The organism is Hydrogenophaga sp. UC242_53, assembly GCF_042696965.1.
Lineage (GTDB): Bacteria > Pseudomonadota > Gammaproteobacteria > Burkholderiales > Burkholderiaceae_C > Hydrogenophaga.
The window spans coordinates 2069304-2088293 of the sequence record NZ_CP170552.1; the positions used below are offsets into that span (position 1 = coordinate 2069304).

Sequence of the window (18990 nt, forward strand, 5' to 3'; positions counted from 1 at the left end):
GTGAACCCTGTCTTCGACCCCGCGGCGCCCGAACTGCCGGCGCGCCTTCAATCGTGGCTGTCCCAACGCTGGCGCAAGCCGGTCCAGGTGAGCGGGCTGAGCCGCTTTCCGGCCGGCATGTCCTGGGTGACCCTGGGCTTCACCGCCGAGTCACCGGGTGAGGCGCCGCTGGACCTCATCCTGCGCGTGGGCGACCCGGGCGGCCTGTTCTCGCCCTACAGCTCGCGGCCCGAGTACGAGGCGCTGGCCGCGCTGGCCAGCGTGCCCGACCTGCCCATCCCCCAGGCCTATGAGCACAGCGACGATCCGGCCATCCTCGGCGCGCCCTTCGTGATCACGCAGCGCGTGGCCGGCGACACGCCCACGCCCTGGCGCGGCGCGGACGAACGCGGCGAAGCGGCCAACCAGTCGCTCGGTCACGACTTCGCCGATGCGCTCGGCGCCATCCACGCCTTCGACTGGACCACCACCCCGCTGGCCGCCTGGGCGCAGGAGGGTCCCATCACGCCGCGGACCACCGCGCTGCACGAGACGCGCTACTGGACGCGGCATGCCCAGCTGGGGACCGGTCCCACGCCGCCGCAGATGCACTACGCCATGCGCTGGCTGGAGGCGCACGCGCCCGAGGCCGAGCGCATCACCATCGTGCACGGCGACTACCGGGTGGGCAACTTCCTGCAGCAGGACGGCCGCATCACCGCCATCCTCGACTGGGAGCTGGTGCACCTGGGCGACCCGCACGCCGACCTGGCCTGGGCCGGGCTGCGCACCTTCGCCGCCGGCACCTCGCGCATCGGCGGGCTGATCGAGCGCGAGGTCTTCTACCAGCGCTGGCAGGCGAAGACCGGCCTGCGCGTGCGGCCCGAGGTGGTGCGCTACTACGAGGTGATGGTGCAGTTCAAGATGGCCGCGATGCTGATGGGCGCCATGATCCGCGTGCAGACCGGCCGCTCGCGCGACGTGCGCATGGCCGCGATGGGCTTCCAGCTCACCTCCACGCTGATGGAACTCAACAAGCTGATCGCGGAGGCCGCATGAACCAGTCGCTCGAAGCCCTGATGGGCAGCATCTGCCGCGCGCTGCGCGACGAGATCGCGCCGGAACTGCAGAGCGACCACGCGCGCTCGCAGCTGGCCGGCGTGCTGGACGTGCTGGGCAAGGTGGAGCGCATGGTGGTCTGGTCGCCGGACGTGACGCGCGAACAGCTCGAACTGCTCGACGCCTGCCTGGCGCGGGTGGCGGCCCGCCTGGCCGCGGCGGGGCAGACCGCGCCGCCCGGCCTGGCGCCCGCGTCCACCGCCCGGCCCGAAACCCAGGCCGCATTGCAGGCCGCCTTGGCGGACGCCGAGCGGCGCTTCGCCCGTTTCACCGACTGGCTGTTCTCGCCGCCGGACGGGCTGCCCGCGCCCCTGGCGGGCGAACTGCACGACCAGCTTCGCACGGCGCTTCGCCTCACGCTCAAGGCCCAGCGCCGCCTGGTGCCGAGCGCCGACTTTTCATCGATGACCGCGCCGAGCCCCGCGGCCGACGCCCAAGGAGTTTTCAAATGATGTCTGCCCAGGACGACCTGATCGGCCACCAGGCCCCCGCGCCCTTCGCGCAACGCGCCGGCCAAGGCGACCCCCGCTTCACCGAGCGCTACTGGTACACGCTGCACCCGATCACCGGCACGGTGGACGGCGTGCCCATGATCCTCGACATTGGCATGGGCTACTACCCCAACAAGGGCGTGATGGACGTGTTCGCCGGCATCACCGTGGGCCGCCGGCAGCACAACTTTCGCGCCTCGCGCGCGCTGGGCGCCACGCCGCTCGAAGCCGGCGCGGGGCCGCTGCGTTTCGAGGTGGTGGAGGGCATGAAGCGGCACCGCCTCACGCTCACCGACAACGCCTCGGGCTTGAGCTTCGCGCTGGACTTCGAGGCCAGCTTTCCCGCCGCGCAGGAGAAGCAGAACTTCCGCGAGCGCAAGGGCGTGGTCGAAGAGGACATGGTGCGCATCTCGCAGTTCGGCCGCTGGCGCGGCTGGTTCGCCCTCGGTGGGCAACGCCACGAGGTGACGCCGTCCACCTGGTGGGGTCAGCGCGACCACTCGTGGGGCATCCGCTCCGAGATGCGCACCGACGAGGCCGCGCCCCCGGTGCAGCAGCACAGCGGCTTCTTCTGGACCTGGTCCATGTTCCAGTTCGAGGACCTGGGTTTTTCCATCTTCCTGAAAGAGCGCGAGCCGGGCAAGCCGCACTACCTCTCGGCCACCGAATTCGTGCGCGAGGCCGACGGCCGCATGGCGCACCGCGAGGCCATCAGCGTCATGCACGAACTCGAATGGGCCGACGACCCGCTGGGACAGACCATCTCAGCCGGCACCTTCACCTTGCAGTTCGCCGAAGGTCCGCCGCGCACCGTGCGCATGGAAGGGCTGGAAGCCCGCTTCTACCTGAAGGGCGGCCTGTACGGCGGCTTCCAGGGCTGGAACCACGGCGACCCTAAGGGCGACTACCACGCCGAGCACGACGTGTGGGACCTCGACGACCCGGCCACGCGCGCGGCCGCCCGCACTCTGGGCGACCACGTGGTGCGCGCCACCTGCGAGGGCCGCACCGGCATCGGCATCAGCGAATACGGCGTGGCGCAAGGCTATGCTCGCTACCCCGGGCCGCAGCAGCACCCCGCGCTCTGAAGCCGCCAAGAACACGCAGGAGACGTATCCACCATGCAGATGACCCAGGCCCTGGCACGCGCCGTGCAGACCCGGCGCCACCACACCGCCACGATTTTCGCGGGCCGACAACGCAGCTGGGCCCAGGTCGGCGAGCGCGTGCCGCGCGCCGCCGCCGCCTTGCGCGCCCTGGGCCTGCGGCCCGGCGACCGGCTCGGCATCCTCGCGCTCAACAGCGACAACTACATCGAGATCTTCTTCGCCGCCGCCTGGGCCAACGTGGTGCTGGTGCCGCTGAACACGCGCTGGGCCGTGCCCGAGAACATCTACACCCTGGGCGACGCGCAGTGCCAGGCCTTGATCGTGGACGACGCCTTCGTGGCCCAGGTGCCGCAGCTGCTCGCGGGCCACGCGATGGCGCACGTGATCCACGCGGGGGAGGGCGCCACGCCCGAGGGCATGCAGGGCTACGAAGCCCTGATCGCGGCCACGCCGCCCATGGCCGACGAGTGCGGCCAGGGCGACGAGCTCTGCGGCATCTACTACACCGGCGGCACCACCGGCCACCCCAAGGGCGTGATGCTCTCGCACAAGAACTTCATCTCGGCCTCGGTGAACTGGATCGCCACGCTGCACTTCAGCGAGGACACGGTCTACATGCACTCGGCTGGCCTGTTCCACCTGGCGGGCTGCTCGCCGGCCATCGCGCTCACGCTGGCCGGCGGCACCCACGTGTGCCTGCCCAAGTTCGACGCCGTGCTGGCCTTCGAGGCCATCCAGACGCACCAGGTGAACTACTGCCTGTTCGTGCCGACCATGGTGAACATGATGATCAACCACCCGGACTTCGCCCGCTACGACCTCACCAGCGTGCGCTACTGCGAGTACGGCGCCTCGCCCATGCCGGTGCCGGTGCTGGCCGCCGCCATGGAGAAGCTGCCCACGTGGGAGTTCATCCAGGGCTATGGCATGACCGAGTCGGCCGCGCTCACCGTGAGCCTGCCCTGGCGCTACCACTTCGACCAGCCCGGCATGCCCAGCAAGCGCCTGGCCGCCGGCCGCGCCGCCTACGGGGTGGACGTGCGCATTGTGGACGAGGACGGCCAGGAAGTCCCGCGCGGCACCCACGGCGAAATCGCGGTGCGCGGCGCGCAGGTGATGATCGGCTACTGGCGCAAGCCCGAGGCCACCGCCGCCGCGCTGCGCCAAGGCTGGCTGCACACCGGTGACGCGGCCTACATGGACGAGGATGGTTTCGTCTACATCGTCGACCGTGTGAAGGACATGATCATCAGCGGCGGCGAGAACATCTACTCGCGCGAGGTCGAGAACGCGGTGCACGCGCACCCGGCGGTGCGCGACTGCGCCGTGATCGGCATCCCCAACGCGGAGTGGGGCGAGTCGGTGCACGCGGTGGTGGTGCTCAAGGACGGGCAGAGCGCCAGCGCGAAGGAGATCATCGACCACTGCCGCACGCTGATCGCGGGCTACAAGGTGCCGCGCTCGGTGGACTTCAGCGACGCGCTGCCGCTCTCGGGCGCGGGCAAGATCATGAAGAACGTGCTGCGCGAGCCGTTCTGGCGCGGCAAGAGCAAGTCGGTGAACTGAGTGAGCGGGCGGCTTCAGCCGCCGCCGCAGCGAAAGCCGTCGAGGAACAGGGCCGAGATGCGCTCGGCCAGCTCGGCGGGCGTGATCGGGCCGTCGCGCTCGTACCAGGTGAAGGTCCAGATCACCATGCCGAACAGCAGCAGGGCGTAGGGCGAGTTCACCTCGGCGCGCGCCATGCGGGCGGGGTTGATCTCGCGCAGCAGGCCAACCATCAGCTGCATCAGTTCCTGCTCCAGCTTGCGCACGTCCTCGCGCTGCACCGGCGGCAGGAACTTGATGTCGTTCATCAGCACCAGGTGGTGGTGGCGCGACTTCGCCCCTTCCTGCACGAACGAGGCCACGAAGCGCTGGAAGCGCTCCGCCGCCGGGCGCGGCTCGCGCGCGATGGCCGAGAGCTCGGCCACCTGTCCGGTGATGTGCTCCTTCACGATCGCGTAGAGCAGGTCTTCCTTGCTCGCGAAGTAGTGGTACAGGTGCGATTTCGAGGCGCCGCACGCGGCGGCCACGTCGCTCATGGTCGCGTGGTCGAAGCCTTTCTGCGCGATCAGCGCGACCGCGCTGTCGAGGATGACCTGCTTCTTCAGCTCGTAGTCGTTGGCCCGCACGCGCGTCATCTGGAATGCCCCCTGGGCCGGGTGGTGACCTGTTGCATGTTCCTCTGTTCCCTTTTATATTTAGACCGACGAGACGGACTATAAGCCCAATGCCCCAGACACACCATAGGGAAAGCATGGATCACACAGAAGAGACATTGATCGTCATCGGCGCGGGCCACGCCGGTGTGGAACTGGCCTTCGCCGCGCGCCAGCAGGGCTGGGCCGGCCCCATCGTGCTGCTGGGCGAAGAGCCGCACCTGCCGTACCACCGGCCGCCGCTCTCCAAGGCCTTTCTCTGCGGCACGGCCGACGCGGCCTCGCTCGCGCTGCGCCAGGCCACGGCCTTCGACACGGCGGCCATCACGCTGCGGCTGGGCACGAAGGTGCGCGCCATTCACCGCGCCGCGCACGAGGTGCTTCTGGCCGACGGCAGCGCGCTGGCCTACAGCAGGCTCGCGCTGTGCACCGGCGGCCGGGCGCGCGCGCTCGAGGTGCCGGGCCTGGAGGGCGCGCCGCCGCCCAACCTGTTCAGCCTGCGCACGCAGGCCGATGCGCTGGCGATCGCCGGGGCGGTGCGCGAAGGCGCGCGCGTGGTCATCGTCGGCGCGGGTTATGTGGGCCTGGAGGTCGCGGCCTCGGCGCGCAAGCTCGGCGCGGGCGTGACGGTGCTCGAATCGCAGCCGCGCGTGCTCGCGCGGGTGACCGGCGCCACGCTCTCCAGCTTCTACGAATCGGTGCACCGCGAGGCCGGCGTGGACCTGCGCACCAATGCCTCGGTGCGCGCGATCGAGCGCGATGCCACCGGCGCGGTGAGCGCCGTGCTCTGCGGCGACGACGAACGCCTGCCGGCCGACGTGGTGATCGTGGGCATCGGCATGTTGGCCGACACGGCATTGGCCGAAGCGGCGGGCCTGCGCGTGGAGGGAGGCATCGTGGTGGACGCGCACTCGGTCACCTCCGATCCTCACATCGTCGCGGCCGGCGACTGCACGGTGCACGACAGCGCGCTCTACGGCCGGCGCGTGCGCCTGGAGTCGGTGCCCAACGCGCTGGAGCAGGCGCGCTCGGCTGCCGGCTGGCTGTGCGGCAAGCCCCGGCCCAACCACGCGGTGCCGTGGTTCTGGTCCGACCAGTACGACCTGAAACTGCAGATGACCGGCCTGGCCGACGGGCACGACCAGTGCGTGGTGCGCGGCTCCTTCGTGGACCACAGCTTCTGCGCTTTCTACCTGCGCGAGGGCCGCCTGATCGCGGTCGACGCCGTCAACCGGCCGGCCGATTTCATGCTCGCCAAGAAGGCCGTGGCGGCCGGCGTGCTGGCCGATCCCCTGGCCCTGGCCGACACCGGCATCCCCCTGAAAGAGCTGCTGGCGACCGCCGCGCCGGCCTAGGGTTTGTCCTAGGGCGCGCGACAGGTCACCACCCCATAATCGCCCCAATCAAAGACCGACGCGACGGACTAATTATCAAATCCCGACCGCCTTCGCCGATACCGCAACGACCTCGAGACACACACAGCCCCATGTCGCTTCCATCCACCGCCGCCGCCCCGCCCCCGGGGACGGCGCCCGCCCAGGCCTCCGTGCTGGCGGTTCACAACATCCAGATCGTCTATGGCGGCGCCATCGAGGCGGTGCGCGACGTCTCGCTGGAAGTGCAGGCCGGCCAGATCGTGGCGCTGCTCGGTTCCAACGGCGCGGGCAAGTCGACCGTGCTCAAGGCCATCTCGGCCGTGCTCGATGCCGAGGACGGCGAGATCGAGAAGGGCTCGATCCAGCTCTTCGGCCAGCACATCGAAAAAGCCGCCGCGCCCGAGATCGTGCGCCGGGGCCTTGTGCAGGTGCCCGAAGGCCGGCGCCTGTTCGCCACGCTCACGGTGGAAGAAAACCTGCTGGTCGGCGCGCACCTGCAGAGCCGCCAGGTGCTGGACGAGGAGCGCGAGAACGTGTTCCGCCTGTTCCCGCGCCTGCTGGAAAAACGCGGTGTGATCGCGGGCTACCTCTCGGGTGGCGAGCAGCAGATGGTGGCGCATCGGGCGCGCGCTCATGAGCCGGCCCAAGGTGCTCGCGCTCGACGAACCCTCGCTGGGCCTGGCGCCGCTGATCGTCTCCGAGATCTTCTCGGCCATCGAAACCCTGCGCGACCAGAACGGCCTGACCATCCTGCTGGTGGAGCAGAACGCCACGCGCGCGCTGGCGATCGCCGACTACGCCTACATCATGGAAAACGGCCGCGTGGTGCTCGACGGCACCAGCGAGGCCCTGCGCCGCAACGCCGACGTGCGCGAGTTCTACCTCGGCCTGAGCGCGGCCCAGGGCCGCACCAGCATGCGCGATGTCAAACACTACAAGCGCCGCAAGAGGTGGCTGTCATGAGCGATCCCATTCTCGACGTGCGCGGCGCGACGAAAAAATTCGGCGGCGTCACCGCGGTCAACAACGTGAGCCTGCGCGTGATGCCGGGCGAGATCGTCAGCCTGATCGGCCCCAACGGCGCGGGCAAGACCACCACCTTCAACCTGATCAGCGGCGTGCTCGACCTCAGCGCCGGCCAGGTGTTCTTCCAGGGCCAGGACACGGCGCGCCTGCGCTCGTCCGACTACGCGCGCGCCGGCATCGGCCGCACCTTCCAGAACCTGGCGCTGTTCAAGCACGGCACGGTGGTGGAGAACCTGCTCACCGGCCGCCATGTGCACTTCAACTACACGGTGCTGGAGTCGCTGATGTTCTGGGGCCGGCCCCGCCGCGAGGAAATCGCGGCGCGGCGCAAGGTCGAGGAAATCATCGAGTTCCTGGAGATCGAGGAATTGCGCGACAAGCCGGTCTCGCAACTGGCCTACGGCCAGCAGAAGCGCGTGGAGCTCGGGCGGGCGCTGGCCTGCGAGCCCAGCCTGCTGCTGCTCGACGAGATCGTCGCGGGCATGAACCGCGAGGAGAAAGAGGACATCGCGCGTTTCACGCTCGACATCCGGGACGAATTCGGGGTGGCGGTGCTGATGATCGAACACGACATGCAGGTGGTGATGGACCTGTCGGACCGCGTCTACGTGCTGGACTTCGGCATGCTGATCGCCGAAGGCACACCGGCCGAGGTGGCCGCCAACCCGGCGGTGCTGCAGGCCTACCTGGGCGGGGAGGCGGCACATGCTTGACCACAACCAGCTCATTCGCGGCGAGACCACGCTGCCCGGCCTGCTGCGCCAGCGCGCGCAGGAGCGCGGCGCCCAGGTGGCGCTGCGCGAGAAGATCCACGGCATCTGGCAGGGCCGCACCTGGCTCGAGTACTACCAGGCCGCGCGCCGCGTCGCGCACGGCCTCACCAAGCTCGGCTTGCAACGCGGCGACCGCATCATCATCGCGGCCGAGGACGTGCCCGAGTGGTTCTACGCCGACCTGGGCGCGCAGATGATCGGCGTGCAGGTGGTCGGCATCTACCCCACCAACCCCTGGGCCGAGGTGCAGTACATCGCCGGCCACTGCCAGGCGAAACTGGCCGTGACGGGCGACCAGGAGCAGACCGACAAGGTGCTCGACGCGATGCGCGAAGGCCCCGGCCTGCCGCACCTGCGGCACATCTTCTGCGTCGACATGAAGGGCCTGCGCCGCTACGAGCCCGGCCGCCCGCACGCGTTCACGCACCTGCTCGAACTCGGCGATCAGCTGGTGGCCGAAGACCCGCTGGCCGAGCAGCGGCTGGACGGGCAGATCGACGCCCTGGTGCCCGACGACGTCAACATCCTGGTCTACACCTCCGGCACCACCGGCCCGCCCAAGGGCGCGATGCTCACGCACCGCAACTTCGTCTACGGCGCCTACGCCTACATGGTGGCGCGCCAGATGGCGGACAAGCCCTTCGAGTCGGTCTGCTACCTGCCGCTGTGCCACGTGGCCGAGCGCACCTACTCCACGGTGCAGCACCTGATCTCGGGCGGCTGCATCAACTTCGCGGAGTCGGTCGACACCGTGCGCACCAACATCCGCGAGATCGGCCCGACCTTTTTCCTGGGCGTGCCGCGCATCTGGGAAAAGCTGCAGCAGGGCTTCGAGTTCCGCATGAAGGACAGCGGGCGCGCGCAGCGCTGGCTCTACCGGGTGGGCATGAAGCGCGGGCGCGCGCTGTCGGACCGCCGGGCCGAACACGGCCACCTCCAGGGCCTGGGCGACCGGCTCGAGTTCGGCTTCTGGTACCTGCTGCTGTTCCGCAACATGCAGCGCCACATGGGCCTGAACCGCACGCACACCCGCATGTGCGGCGGTGCCTCGGTCTCGCCCGAGACGCTGAAGTTCTTCGACATCATCGGCCTGCCAGTGGGGCAGGGCTACGGCCTCACCGAGGCCGGCGGCCTGGCCTTCGTGCAAGTGCCGGGGCGGCCCTTCATCCGGGGCAGCTGCGGCCCGGCCATGGAAGGCGTGGAGTGGCGGCTGGGTGACGACAAGGAAGTCTTCGTGCGCTCGCCCGGCGTGTTCAAGGGCTACCTGTTCGACGACAAGGGCACGGCCGACATCCTCTCGGCCGACGGCTGGATCGCCACCGGCGACATCGTGGAGCAACACGGCGAGGGCGAGATCGCGGTGGTGGACCGCAAGAAGGCCATCATCATCACCAGCGGCGGCAAGAACATCGCGCCCTCGGAGATCGAGAACGCGATCAAGGACAGCCCTTACGTGCGCGAAGCCATCGTGGTGGGGGAGGGCAAGAAGTTCCTCGGCGGCCTGCTGCAGATCGACTTCGACACCGTGGGCCGCTGGGCCGCCGAGCGCGACCTGCAGTACACGACCTACAAGTCGCTCACCCTGCTGCCCGAGGTCATCGAGCTGGTGCAGGGCGTGATCGACGAGGTCAACTCGCGCTTCGCCCGCGTGGAGAACGTGCGCAGGTTCGTGCTGCTCGAAAAGGAGCTCGACCACGACGACGGCGAACTCACCGCGACGCAGAAGGTGCGCCGGGGCCTCATCAACAAGAAGTTCGCTCGCGAGCTCGAGATCATCTATGGGAGCGCGCCATGAACTACTTCATTGAACTGCTGGTCTCCGGCCTCGCGGTCGGCGCGATCTACGGCCTGGTGGCGATGGGCTTCGCCGTGATCTACAAGGCCACCGGCATCGTCAACTTCGCCCAGGGCGAGATGGGCATGCTCAGCGCCTACACCACCTGGTCGCTCGCGACCATGCTGGGCACCGGCAGCCTGGCCACGGTGGCGCTGGCCATCGTGGTCGGCGCGGTGCTGGGCCTGCTGTGCGAGCGCCTGATCATGCGGCCCATGCTGGGCGAGCCGGTGCTCTCGGTGGTGCTGGTCACGGTCGGTCTGGCGGTGGTGCTGCGCTCCATCGTCACCATCGTCTGGGGCGCCTCGCCGCACAAGTTCGAGGTGGCGGGCGCGGACGACCTCGTGAGCCTGGGCGGCATCGGCCTGCGCGTGAGCCAGCTCGGCGTGCTCGGTGCCCTGGTGCTGGCGGTGGCGGGCTTCTGGTACTTCCTGGGCCACAGCCGCTTCGGCGTGGCGATGCGCGCCGTGGCCGCCGACGAGAAGACGGCGCGCCTCATGGGCGTGTCCACCGCGCGCGTGCAGGCCGTGGCCTGGGCTTCGGCATCGGCGCTGGCGGGCCTGGCCGGCGCGCTGTTCGCGGTGATCTACGGCCTCACGCCCACGATCTACGAACTCGGCCTCAAGGCCTTCCCGGCCACGGTGCTGGGCGGCTTCGACTCGGTGCTGGGCTCGGGCGTGAGCGGTCTGATCATCGGCGTGCTCGAGAACATGACGGGTGGCTACCTGTCGAGTTCCCTCAAGGAGATCGCGGGCTTCATGCTGATCCTCGTGGTGCTCATGGTGCGGCCCTTCGGGCTGTTTGGCGAAAAACGAATCGAGAGAGTCTGATGCGCAGCGGATACTTCAAGGAGCACTACAGCGGGCTGGTCGTCCTGACGGACTCGCCCGTGGTGAAGGCGTGGGTCGCGGTCCTGATGGTGGCGCTGATCGCGGCGCCCTTCCTGCTCGGCAACTTCGCGCTCTCGCACGTGACCATCATCCTGTTCACCCTGATCGGGGTGCTGGGCCTGACGGTGCTCACCGGGTTCGCGGGTCTGATCTCGCTCGGCCACGTGGGCTTTCTGATGCTGGGGGCGTACTCGTACGCCATCGGCGTCACGCGCCTGGGCCTGCCACCCGAGCTGGCGCTGCTGGCGGCGGCGGTGGTGCCGGCCTTCTTCGGCCTGCTGGTGGGTCTGCCCTCGCTGCGCCTGCACGGCCTGTACCTGGCGATCACCACGCTGGCCTTCAGCCACATCGCTGCGCACCGGCATCCTGGCCGGCGGCAAGTTCACCGGGGCAGGGCGGGGCATCATGGTGATGCGGCCGACGATGTTCGGCTTCGACCTCTCCAGCGACCGCGCCTTCTACTGGTTCTGCCTCTTCATGTGCACGCTGGCCGTGCTGGTCACGCTCAACCTGCGCCGCTCGGTGCTGGGCCGGGCGCTGGTGGCGCTGCGCGACAACGACATCGCCGCGCGCACCATGGGCATCAACCTGGTGCGCTACAAGCTGCTGGCCTTCCTGATCAGTGCCGCGCTCACTGGCGTGGCCGGCGCCATCATGGGCATGTACCTGAGCATCGTCAGCGTCGAAGCGTTCCCCTTCCTGCTGTCCATCGAGGCGCTGGCCATCATCATCGTCGGCGGCCTGGGCTCGGTGCTCGGCGCGGTGCTGGGCACGGTCTTCATCGTGACGCTGCCCGAGGTCTTCAGCTCGCTGGTGCAACTGCTCGGCGGGCGCCTGCAGGACGTGATGACCACCAGCGCGCACGAGGTCAAGAGCGTGCTCTACGGCCTGGCCATCATCGGTTTTCTGCGCTTCGACCCACGCGGCCTGCGCGGCATCTGGCACGACATCCGCCACACCTGGGTGTTCTGGCCCTTGCGTTACTGACCTGACCCTCTCACCCCAACCACCGGAGACAACACCATGATGAAAAAGCACAGCCTCACCCAACTCGCGGCGCTTGCGCTGCTCACCGCTGGCGCCTGCGCCACCGCGCAGGCCCAACAGCAGGGCGTGACCGACACCGAGATCGTGCTCGGCGACATCCTGCCGTTGACCGGCCCACCCGCGCTGCTGGGCGTGGCGCACAACCTGGGCGTGAAGGCGGCCATCGCCGAAGCCAACGCCGCCGGCGGCATCCACGGCCGCAAGCTGCGCCTGATCTCCGAAGACGACGGTTACGTGCCCTCGCGCACCATCCAGGGTGTGCGCAAGCTGATCAACAGCGACAAGGTGTTCGCGCTGACCTCGGTTTCCGGCACGGCCCAGGCCCAGGCCGCGATGCCGCTGATCCAGCAGGCCGGCCTGCCGGCGATGGCGCCCATCACCACCTACGAAGGCCTGTACAAGCCGACGATCAAGAACGTGTTCGCGGTCGGTTACGACATGTCCAACGCGGTGGAAGAGCTGGCCGCCCGCATGGCCGACCGGTACCCGGGCAAGAAGTGGGCCCTGATCTCGCAGGACGACGACTACGGCGAGAACGTGCGCGACGGTTTCGAGCGCGCGACCAAGGCGAAGAAGCTGCAGGTGGTGTCGACCCAGATCTACAAGAAGGGCCAGACCGATTTTTCGTCGGAGATCCTGAAGGTGAAGCAGTCCGGTGCCGAGATCCTGCTGGCCGGTGGTGTGCTGGGTGAGAACGTGACGATGGTGAAGGAGCTGGAGCGCATCAACCACAAGATTCCGGTGGGTGTGACGTATGTGTCGCGTGTGCCGGCGAGTGCGAAGTTGATGGGGGCCGCGGCGGAAAATGTGTACACGGTGGACTATGTGTACCTGGAGAGTTCGCCGCAGGGCAAGGCGTTCACCGACAAGATCAGCAAGCACCTGAGTCCGGAGGAGATGGGCCGCGTGAATCGCTACACCTACACCGGCTATTCGGCCACGCGGGCTTTGTTCGATGCGATGGGGCGTTGTGGCAAGGCGCTGACCTGGGATTGCACGAATGCCGAGTTGGCCAAGGTGAACAACCTGGATACCGGGGCGATGACGCCCATCGGGTTTACTGCGACCAACCACCTGGCGGCGCCCAAGCTCTTTCTGCTGAAGGCTGATCCGGCCGCTTCTACCTACAAGGCTGTCGAGTAATTTTTCTCGCCTGGGTTGCTCACCTGGGTTTGCTCGGGGCCGCTGGTGCGGGTGACCGTTCTCCGGCGCTGCTCGCGGGCGACTGCCCGGGCGCGCTCATACCCCCGCGTGAACACGGGGCGGGCTCGCCCACTCTGTGGCAACCGCGAATGGGCGCCTGCGCCCGGCCACCCGCACCATCGACCCAGTGGCATGGTGGTGGCGCAGGGCAATTCAAGTGGTTGAATTCAAGTTTCACTTGAATGGCATGCCATTCCCTCCCTCTCGACGGATGGTGGGGTTCGCGGGCGCAGGCGCCCATTCGCGGTTGCCACGGAGGGTGAGTGAGGGGGTGGTGTTGACGAAGAGGTGAAGGCGGACCCGTGCAGACGCCCGCGAGCAGCGCCGGAGAACGCGGACCACGCCAGCCGTCAGCGCGAGGTCCAACCCAGCAACCACCGAGCACCAAAAAACGGATTCGTCGGATAGGACGATATTCCGAAGCCCTGCGTTTCCTACGATCCATGCAACTCCCGCACAGCACAAGAGCGGGCCCACAACGATGCCCCGCGTGCGCAGACAAAAAAGCACAGCAGGGCCGCCGACGGAGACCCAGTTGCTCATCCTTCAAATCCTCGTCGCAGGCATCGCGCTAGGCTGCGTCTACGGCCTCATCGCCCTCGGCTTCGTCCTCATCTACAAAGCCACCGAAACCGTCAACTTCGCCCAAGGCGAACTCATGATGCTCGGCGCCTTCATCTGCCTCGCGTGCATGGGCCCCCTCGGCATGCCCTTCTGGCTCGCCGCCATAACAGCAGTGAGCGCGATGGCCCTCGTCGGCCTGGGCCTCGAACGCGCCGTCATCCGCCCCGTGCTCGGCCAACCCGCCTTCTCCATCGTCATGCTCACCATCGGCGTCGGCTACGTCGCGCGCGGCGGCGTCACCATGATCCCCGGCATCGGCACCGACACCCACACCCTCGACGCCCCCTACAAAGGCGAAGCCCTCGAACTCGGCGGCCTCGTGCTCGCCGGCGAACAAGTCCTCATCATCGCCGCCACCGCCGCCCTCTGCGCCGGCCTCTGGCTGCTGTTCCGCTTCACCCGCGTCGGCATCGCCATGCAGGCCTCCTCGCAGAACCAGCTCGCCGCCTACTACATGGGCATCCCGGTGCAGAAACTCAACGGCCTCGTCTGGGCCCTCGCCGCCGCCGTCGCCACCGTCGCCGGCATCCTGCTCGCGCCCATCACCTTCGTGCACGTCAACATGGGCTTCATCGGCCTCAAGGCCTTTCCCGCCGCCATCATCGGCGGCTTCAGCAGCCTGCCCGGCGCCATCGTCGGCGGCCTCGTCATCGGCGTGGTGGAAGCGCTCTCGGGCTTCTTCCTGCCCGAAGGCTTCAAGGACGTGATGCCCTACGTGGTCGTGCTGATCATGCTCGCCGTGCGCCCCACCGGCCTGTTCGGCGAACGCGCCAGAAAAAAAGTCTGAGGCCGGCCCCATGCGTTTCATCTTCAAGACCTCCTACAACCAGGACATCGACCTGGTTCGCCACGAAGGCCAGCGCTTCTGGTACGGCCTGCTGTTCGTGGCCCTGCTGGCCGCGCCCTGGCTGCTGCCCGACTACTGGCTCGCGCAGCTCACCTTCGTCTTCATCTACGCCATCGTCGCCGTCGGCCTCATGCTGCTGGCCGGCTTCACCGGGCAGTTCTCCATCGGCCACGCCGCCTTCATGGGCGTGGGCGCCTACACCGAGGCCTGGCTGGCCGCGCGCGGCTGGCCTTTCCCGGTCTCGCTGGCCTGCGCCATGGGCCTGTCGGCGGCGGTGGGCGTGATCGTCGGCCTGCCGGCGCTGCGCGTCAAAGGCATGTACCTCGGCATCGCCACGCTGTCCTTCGGCTTCATCGTCGAAGAGGTGCTGGCGCGCTGGGAGTCGGTCACCGGCGGCAGCGCGGGCCAGAGCGTCAAGCCCATGGCCCTGTTCGGCTGGACCTTCGACTCGGACCGCGCCTTCTACTTCGTCTGCCTGGTCTGCATGGTGCTCAGCACGCTGGCCGTTCTCAACCTGCTGCGCGCGCCCACCGGCCGCGCTTTCGTGGCGATCCGCGACTCCGAGGTCTCGGCGCAGAGCATGGGCATCCACCTGGCGCGCTACAAGTCGCTCTCCTTCGCCATCTCGGCCGCGCTCGCCGGCCTGGGCGGCGCGCTGTACGCGCACAAGATGACCTTCATCTCGCCCGACCAGTTCAACCTCGTGCAGTCCATCGACCTGCTGCTCATGGTGGTCATCGGCGGCCTGGGCTCGATGCACGGGGCCTTCTTCGGCGCCATCTTCCTGATCGGCGCGCCGCAGGTGATCGCGCTGTTCAAGGACCTGCTGCCGCCCGCCATCGGTCAGGCCACCGGCCTGCAGGCCGTGGTCTACGGCCTGGTGCTGATCGCCTTCGTGATGTTCGAGCCCATGGGCATCCACGGCCGCTGGCTGAAGATCCGCACCTGGCTGGAGCTGTACCCGTTCTACCGGCGCGGCATGTTCAAGCGCCAGAAGAGCTTCCAGAAATCGGAGCGGCTGAAATGAGCGACAACGAGTTCCTGCTGTCGGCCCGCAATCTGAGCGTGCGCTTCGGCGGCGTGCTGGCGGTGAACAACGTGAGCTTCGATGTGAAGCGCGGCGAGGTCTTCACGCTGATCGGCCCCAACGGCGCCGGCAAGACCACGGTGTTCAACCTGATCAGCCGCATCTACACCCCCACCACGGGCACGCTGGCCTTCGACGGCCAGGCGCTGAATGCGGTGCCGCCGCACGAGGTGGCCCTGCTGGGCATCGCGCGCACCTTCCAGAACATCGAGCTGTTCGAGCACGCGACCGTGTTGCAGAACCTGCTGATCGGCCGCCACATCCGCCGCCGCACCTCTGTCTGGCGCGAAGCGCTGTTCGGCCCCGGCGTGCGCGCGGCCGAGCGGGAGACCCGTGCCAAGGTGGAGGAGGTGATCGAGATGCTGGACCTGCAGCACCACCGGGACTCGCTGGTGGCGGGCCTGCCCTACGGCGTGCGCAAGGTGGTCGAGCTGGCGCGCGCGCTGTGCATGTCGCCGAAGCTGCTGCTGCTGGACGAACCCTCGTCGGGCCTGAACAGCGAGGAAACCGGCGACATGGCGTTCTGGATCCAGGACATCGTGCGCGACCTGGGCATCACCGTGCTGATGGTCGAGCACGACATGGGCCTGGTCTCGCGCGTGTCCGACCGGGTGCTCGCGATGAACCAGGGCGAGGTGATCGCGCTGGGCGCGCCGGCCGAGGTGCAGTCGCACCCGGCGGTGGTGGAGGCCTACCTCGGCAGCGTGGGCGACGTGGCCTCGCTGCGCCGGCCGGCGGAGGTGTCGGCATGAGCGAACCCGTGCTCACCCTGAACAACGTGGAAAGCGCCTACGGCCCGGTGAAGGCGGTGCGCGGCGTGAGCCTGAGCGTGCACGCCGGGCGCATCGTCACCGTGCTGGGCTCCAACGGCGCGGGCAAGACCACCATCCTCAAGACCATCAGCGGCATCCTCGATCCGCGCAAGGGCAGCATCCGCTTCGAGGGCGAGGACATCACCGCCGCCGATCCCACGCACGTGGTGCGCAAGGGATTGGTGCACGTGCCCGAGGGGCGCGAGGTGTTCCCGCTGCTCTCGGTGCGCGACAACCTGCTGATGGGCGCCTACACCCGCAGCGACCGCGACGGCATCGCGCGCGACATGGAGACCGTGTTCGGCTACTTCCCGATCCTCAAGGACCGCGCCGCGCAGGACGCCGGCCTGCTTTCCGGCGGCCAGCAGCAGATGCTGGCGATCGCGCGCGCCATCCTCGCCGGCCCCAAGCTCATCCTGCTCGACGAACCCAGCCTGGGCCTGAGCCCGAAGCTCACCAAGGACATCTTCGAGATCGTGGTGCGCATCAACCGCGAGCGCGGCACCACCATCCTGCTGGTGGAGCAGAACGCCAACATGGCCCTCAACGTGGCCGACCACGGCTTCGTGCTGGAGAACGGCCGCATCGTGATGGACGACAGCTGCGAGAACCTGCGCGAGAAGGACGACATCAAGGAGTTCTACCTCGGCATGAAGGAAACCGGTGCGCGCGGCGAGCGGCGCTGGAAGAAAAAGAAGAACTGGCGGTAACCCATGGCACAACTCTGGAACCTCGAATCCCTGCGGCCGCGCCAGCGCGAGCCGCTGCCCGGCGAGACCATCCCCGCCATGTTCTGGGCCGGCGTGGCGCGCCGCGCCGATCGCGTGCTCATGCGGCAGAAGACGCTGGGCATCTGGCGCGAGTGGACCTGGCGCGAGGTGGGCGACACCGTGCGCGAGATCGCCCTGGGCCTGGTGGACCTGGGCCTGCGCCCGGGCGACACCGCGTCCATCCTCTCCAACACGCGGGTGGAATGGGTCTGGTGCGACCTCGCCGTGCTCAGCGCGGGCGGCGTGTCCAACGGCATCTACCCGACCGACGCGGCCGGCCAGGTGCGCTACCTGTGCGAGGACTCGGCCACCAGCGTGCTGTTCGTGGAGGACGAGGAACAGCTGGACAAGGCGCTGGAGGCGCGCGCCCACCTGCCGCGCCTGGCCTGGATCGTGGTCATCGACCCCAAGGGGCTGGAGCATTTCAGCGACCCGGGTGTGATCACGCTGGACGAACTTCGGCGGCGCGGCGCGGCCCAGCCCGACACCCTGGCGCAGCGGGCCGGCGCGCGCCAGGCCGGCGACCTCGCGATCCTGATCTACACCTCGGGCACCACCGGGCGGCCCAAGGGCGCGATGCATTCGCACGCCAGCCTGCTGGCCACCGTGCGCGGGCTGGACGGCATCCAGCCGCAGGACGAGAACGACGAGCGCATGTGCTTCCTGCCGCTGTGCCATGTGGCCGAGCGCGTGATCGGGCTGTACGCCTCGTTCTACAGCGGCACGCGCATGAACTTCGTGGAGAACCCCGACACCGTGCCCGAGAACGTGCGCGAGATCGCGCCCACCGTGTTCGGCGGCGTGCCCCGGCTGTGGGAGAAGTTCTATTCGGCCGTGACCATCTCGGTGCAGGAGGCCGGCCGGGTGCAGCAGGCCCTGTACGCCTGGGGCATCGGCGTCGGCCACGAGGTCTCTGCCGCCGTGCTGGCGGGTCGGCCCGTGGGGCCCTGGCTGCGGCTGAAGTACCGGCTCGCGGGCCTGGCCTCGCTGGACCACGTGCGGCGCTTCATCGGCATTCACCGTTGCCGCTTCCTCATCACCGGCGCGGCGCCGATCTCGCCCGACCTGATCCGCTGGTACCTCGCGCTGGGCGTGCCCATGCTGGAGGCCTGGGGCCAGACCGAGTCGGGTGGCATTTCCACCATCATGCCGGCGCAGGCCATGCGCCCGGGCAGCATCGGCCGCGCCGCGCCCTGCAACGAGGTGCGCGTGGACCCGCAGACCGGCGAGCTGCTGGTGCGCGGCGCCAACGTGTTCATGGGCTACCTGAACCAGCCCGAGAAGACCGCCGAGGCGATCGACGCCGACGGCTGGCTGCGCACCGGCGACGTGGGCGTGGCCGACGAGGGCGGCTACTTCCGCATCACCGACCGCATGAAGGACATCATCATCACCGCCGGCGGCAAGAACATCACGCCCAGCGAATGGGAGAACGAGCTCAAGTTCTCCCCCTACGTGACCGACGCCGTCGTCATCGGCGACCGGCGCGCCTACCTCACGGCCATCGTGATGATCGAACAGGAGAACGTCGAGAAGTTCGCGCAGGACCACGACGTGCCCTTCAGCAACTACGCCAGCCTGGCGCGCTCGCCCGAGGTGCAGGCGCTGATCCGCGGCGAGATCGACAAGGTGAACGCCAAGTTCGCCCGCGTCGAACAGATCAAGAAGTTCTTCCTGCTCGAAACCCGCCTGGGCGCGGAGGACGAGGAGCTCACCCCCACGATGAAGCTCAAGCGCAAGCTGGTGCAGACCAAGTACGCCGAGCAGATCGAGGCCATGTACCGCTGACCCCACCCCACCTGAAA

The 18990-nt window shown here is 68.6% G+C and carries 17 protein-coding genes and 2 pseudogenes; 18 read left to right on the forward strand and 1 reads right to left on the reverse strand.

Translation table 11 applies throughout. From position 1 onward, the window contains the following. Genes ACFJI0_RS10385 through ACFJI0_RS10400 form a run of 4 tightly spaced genes read left to right on the forward strand, consistent with a single transcriptional unit; the run spans position 1 to position 4264 of the window. Complete coding sequence (locus tag ACFJI0_RS10385; protein ID WP_382324767.1) at positions 1–1038, forward strand: phosphotransferase family protein; 1038 nt, start codon at positions 1–3, stop codon at positions 1036–1038. Continuing rightward, positions 1035–1550 (forward strand): hypothetical protein, encoded by a 516-nt coding sequence (locus ACFJI0_RS10390; RefSeq protein WP_382324769.1) that lies wholly within the window; start codon positions 1035–1037, stop codon positions 1548–1550. Before ACFJI0_RS10385 ends, ACFJI0_RS10390 begins: the two co-directional genes overlap by 4 nt. Then, the gene (locus ACFJI0_RS10395; protein ID WP_382324771.1) at positions 1547–2677 is read left to right on the forward strand and encodes a hypothetical protein; all 1131 of its coding nucleotides are present in this window, start codon (positions 1547–1549) and stop codon (positions 2675–2677) included. Before ACFJI0_RS10390 ends, ACFJI0_RS10395 begins: the two co-directional genes overlap by 4 nt. 33 nt (positions 2678–2710) lie before the next feature. Next, positions 2711–4264, forward strand: coding sequence for a long-chain fatty acid--CoA ligase (locus tag ACFJI0_RS10400; protein WP_382324773.1), 1554 nt, complete (start codon positions 2711–2713; stop codon positions 4262–4264). Between the two features lie 14 nt (positions 4265–4278). Here the strand turns inward: ACFJI0_RS10400 and ACFJI0_RS10405 are convergent, their stop codons facing one another. After that, positions 4279–4878: a TetR/AcrR family transcriptional regulator gene (locus ACFJI0_RS10405; RefSeq protein WP_382324775.1), complete on the reverse strand. Its 600-nt coding sequence runs from the start codon at positions 4876–4878 to the stop codon at positions 4279–4281. Between the two features lie 116 nt (positions 4879–4994). Here ACFJI0_RS10405 and ACFJI0_RS10410 point away from each other — a divergent pair, with 116 nt between their 5' ends. From ACFJI0_RS10410 to ACFJI0_RS10475, 14 genes and pseudogenes are all read left to right on the forward strand, one after another. After that, a complete protein-coding gene (locus ACFJI0_RS10410) occupies positions 4995–6251 on the forward strand; it encodes an NAD(P)/FAD-dependent oxidoreductase (protein ID WP_382324777.1) in 1257 nt (418 codons plus the stop codon). 131 nt (positions 6252–6382) lie between these two features. After that, positions 6383–6829, forward strand: a pseudogene (locus tag ACFJI0_RS10415) (ATP-binding cassette domain-containing protein); the annotation flags it as partial. Positions 6830–6905: 76 nt separating this feature from the next. Next, on the forward strand, positions 6906–7235 hold the full coding sequence (locus ACFJI0_RS10420; RefSeq protein WP_382325933.1) for a hypothetical protein: 330 nt from the start codon (positions 6906–6908) through the stop codon (positions 7233–7235). After that, positions 7232–8011: an ABC transporter ATP-binding protein gene (locus tag ACFJI0_RS10425; protein ID WP_382325598.1), complete on the forward strand. Its 780-nt coding sequence runs from the start codon at positions 7232–7234 to the stop codon at positions 8009–8011. Before ACFJI0_RS10420 ends, ACFJI0_RS10425 begins: the two co-directional genes overlap by 4 nt. Beyond that, positions 8004–9866 (forward strand): AMP-dependent synthetase/ligase, encoded by a 1863-nt coding sequence (locus ACFJI0_RS10430; protein WP_382324779.1) that lies wholly within the window; start codon positions 8004–8006, stop codon positions 9864–9866. Before ACFJI0_RS10425 ends, ACFJI0_RS10430 begins: the two co-directional genes overlap by 8 nt. Next, complete coding sequence (locus ACFJI0_RS10435; RefSeq protein ID WP_382324781.1) at positions 9863–10735, forward strand: branched-chain amino acid ABC transporter permease; 873 nt, start codon at positions 9863–9865, stop codon at positions 10733–10735. Before ACFJI0_RS10430 ends, ACFJI0_RS10435 begins: the two co-directional genes overlap by 4 nt. A gap of 86 nt (positions 10736–10821) precedes the next feature. Continuing rightward, positions 10822–11085, forward strand: a pseudogene (locus tag ACFJI0_RS10440) (branched-chain amino acid ABC transporter permease); the annotation flags it as partial. 115 nt (positions 11086–11200) lie between these two features. Next, positions 11201–11782, forward strand: a complete 582-nt coding sequence (locus ACFJI0_RS10445) for a branched-chain amino acid ABC transporter permease (RefSeq protein ID WP_382324783.1) — start codon at positions 11201–11203, stop codon at positions 11780–11782. Positions 11783–11818: 36 nt separating this feature from the next. Beyond that, on the forward strand, positions 11819–12985 hold the full coding sequence (locus ACFJI0_RS10450; RefSeq protein ID WP_382324785.1) for an ABC transporter substrate-binding protein: 1167 nt from the start codon (positions 11819–11821) through the stop codon (positions 12983–12985). A gap of 595 nt (positions 12986–13580) precedes the next feature. Further along, the gene (locus ACFJI0_RS10455) at positions 13581–14456 is read left to right on the forward strand and encodes a branched-chain amino acid ABC transporter permease (protein WP_382158026.1); all 876 of its coding nucleotides are present in this window, start codon (positions 13581–13583) and stop codon (positions 14454–14456) included. 10 nt (positions 14457–14466) lie between these two features. After that, complete coding sequence (locus ACFJI0_RS10460) at positions 14467–15543, forward strand: branched-chain amino acid ABC transporter permease (RefSeq protein ID WP_382324787.1); 1077 nt, start codon at positions 14467–14469, stop codon at positions 15541–15543. Beyond that, on the forward strand, positions 15540–16355 hold the full coding sequence (locus ACFJI0_RS10465; RefSeq protein WP_382324789.1) for an ABC transporter ATP-binding protein: 816 nt from the start codon (positions 15540–15542) through the stop codon (positions 16353–16355). Before ACFJI0_RS10460 ends, ACFJI0_RS10465 begins: the two co-directional genes overlap by 4 nt. After that, positions 16352–17125, forward strand: coding sequence for an ABC transporter ATP-binding protein (locus tag ACFJI0_RS10470; RefSeq protein WP_382158020.1), 774 nt, complete (start codon positions 16352–16354; stop codon positions 17123–17125). Before ACFJI0_RS10465 ends, ACFJI0_RS10470 begins: the two co-directional genes overlap by 4 nt. A 3-nt stretch (positions 17126–17128) precedes the next feature. Then, complete coding sequence (locus ACFJI0_RS10475; RefSeq protein WP_382324791.1) at positions 17129–18973, forward strand: AMP-dependent synthetase/ligase; 1845 nt, start codon at positions 17129–17131, stop codon at positions 18971–18973. The last annotated feature ends 17 nt before the right edge of the window (positions 18974–18990 follow it).

Bases quoted from the DNA above. Each gene is read 5' to 3' on its own strand.
- ACFJI0_RS10430 (WP_382324779.1), top strand. From the start codon at position 8,004: ATGCTTGACCACAACCAGCTCATTCGCGGCGAGACCACGCTGCCCGGC.
- ACFJI0_RS10395 (WP_382324771.1), top strand. From the start codon at position 1,547: ATGATGTCTGCCCAGGACGACCTGATCGGCCACCAGGCCCCCGCGCCC.
- ACFJI0_RS10470 (WP_382158020.1), top strand. From the start codon at position 16,352: ATGAGCGAACCCGTGCTCACCCTGAACAACGTGGAAAGCGCCTACGGC.
- ACFJI0_RS10460 (WP_382324787.1), top strand. From the start codon at position 14,467: ATGCGTTTCATCTTCAAGACCTCCTACAACCAGGACATCGACCTGGTT.
- ACFJI0_RS10405 (WP_382324775.1), bottom strand. From the start codon at position 4,878: ATGACGCGCGTGCGGGCCAACGACTACGAGCTGAAGAAGCAGGTCATC.
- ACFJI0_RS10400 (WP_382324773.1), top strand. From the start codon at position 2,711: ATGCAGATGACCCAGGCCCTGGCACGCGCCGTGCAGACCCGGCGCCAC.
- ACFJI0_RS10420 (WP_382325933.1), top strand. From the start codon at position 6,906: ATGAGCCGGCCCAAGGTGCTCGCGCTCGACGAACCCTCGCTGGGCCTG.
- ACFJI0_RS10390 (WP_382324769.1), top strand. From the start codon at position 1,035: ATGAACCAGTCGCTCGAAGCCCTGATGGGCAGCATCTGCCGCGCGCTG.
- ACFJI0_RS10410 (WP_382324777.1), top strand. From the start codon at position 4,995: ATGGATCACACAGAAGAGACATTGATCGTCATCGGCGCGGGCCACGCC.
- ACFJI0_RS10450 (WP_382324785.1), top strand. From the start codon at position 11,819: ATGATGAAAAAGCACAGCCTCACCCAACTCGCGGCGCTTGCGCTGCTC.
- ACFJI0_RS10445 (WP_382324783.1), top strand. From the start codon at position 11,201: ATGGTGATGCGGCCGACGATGTTCGGCTTCGACCTCTCCAGCGACCGC.
- ACFJI0_RS10435 (WP_382324781.1), top strand. From the start codon at position 9,863: ATGAACTACTTCATTGAACTGCTGGTCTCCGGCCTCGCGGTCGGCGCG.
- ACFJI0_RS10465 (WP_382324789.1), top strand. From the start codon at position 15,540: ATGAGCGACAACGAGTTCCTGCTGTCGGCCCGCAATCTGAGCGTGCGC.
- ACFJI0_RS10425 (WP_382325598.1), top strand. From the start codon at position 7,232: ATGAGCGATCCCATTCTCGACGTGCGCGGCGCGACGAAAAAATTCGGC.
- ACFJI0_RS10475 (WP_382324791.1), top strand. From the start codon at position 17,129: ATGGCACAACTCTGGAACCTCGAATCCCTGCGGCCGCGCCAGCGCGAG.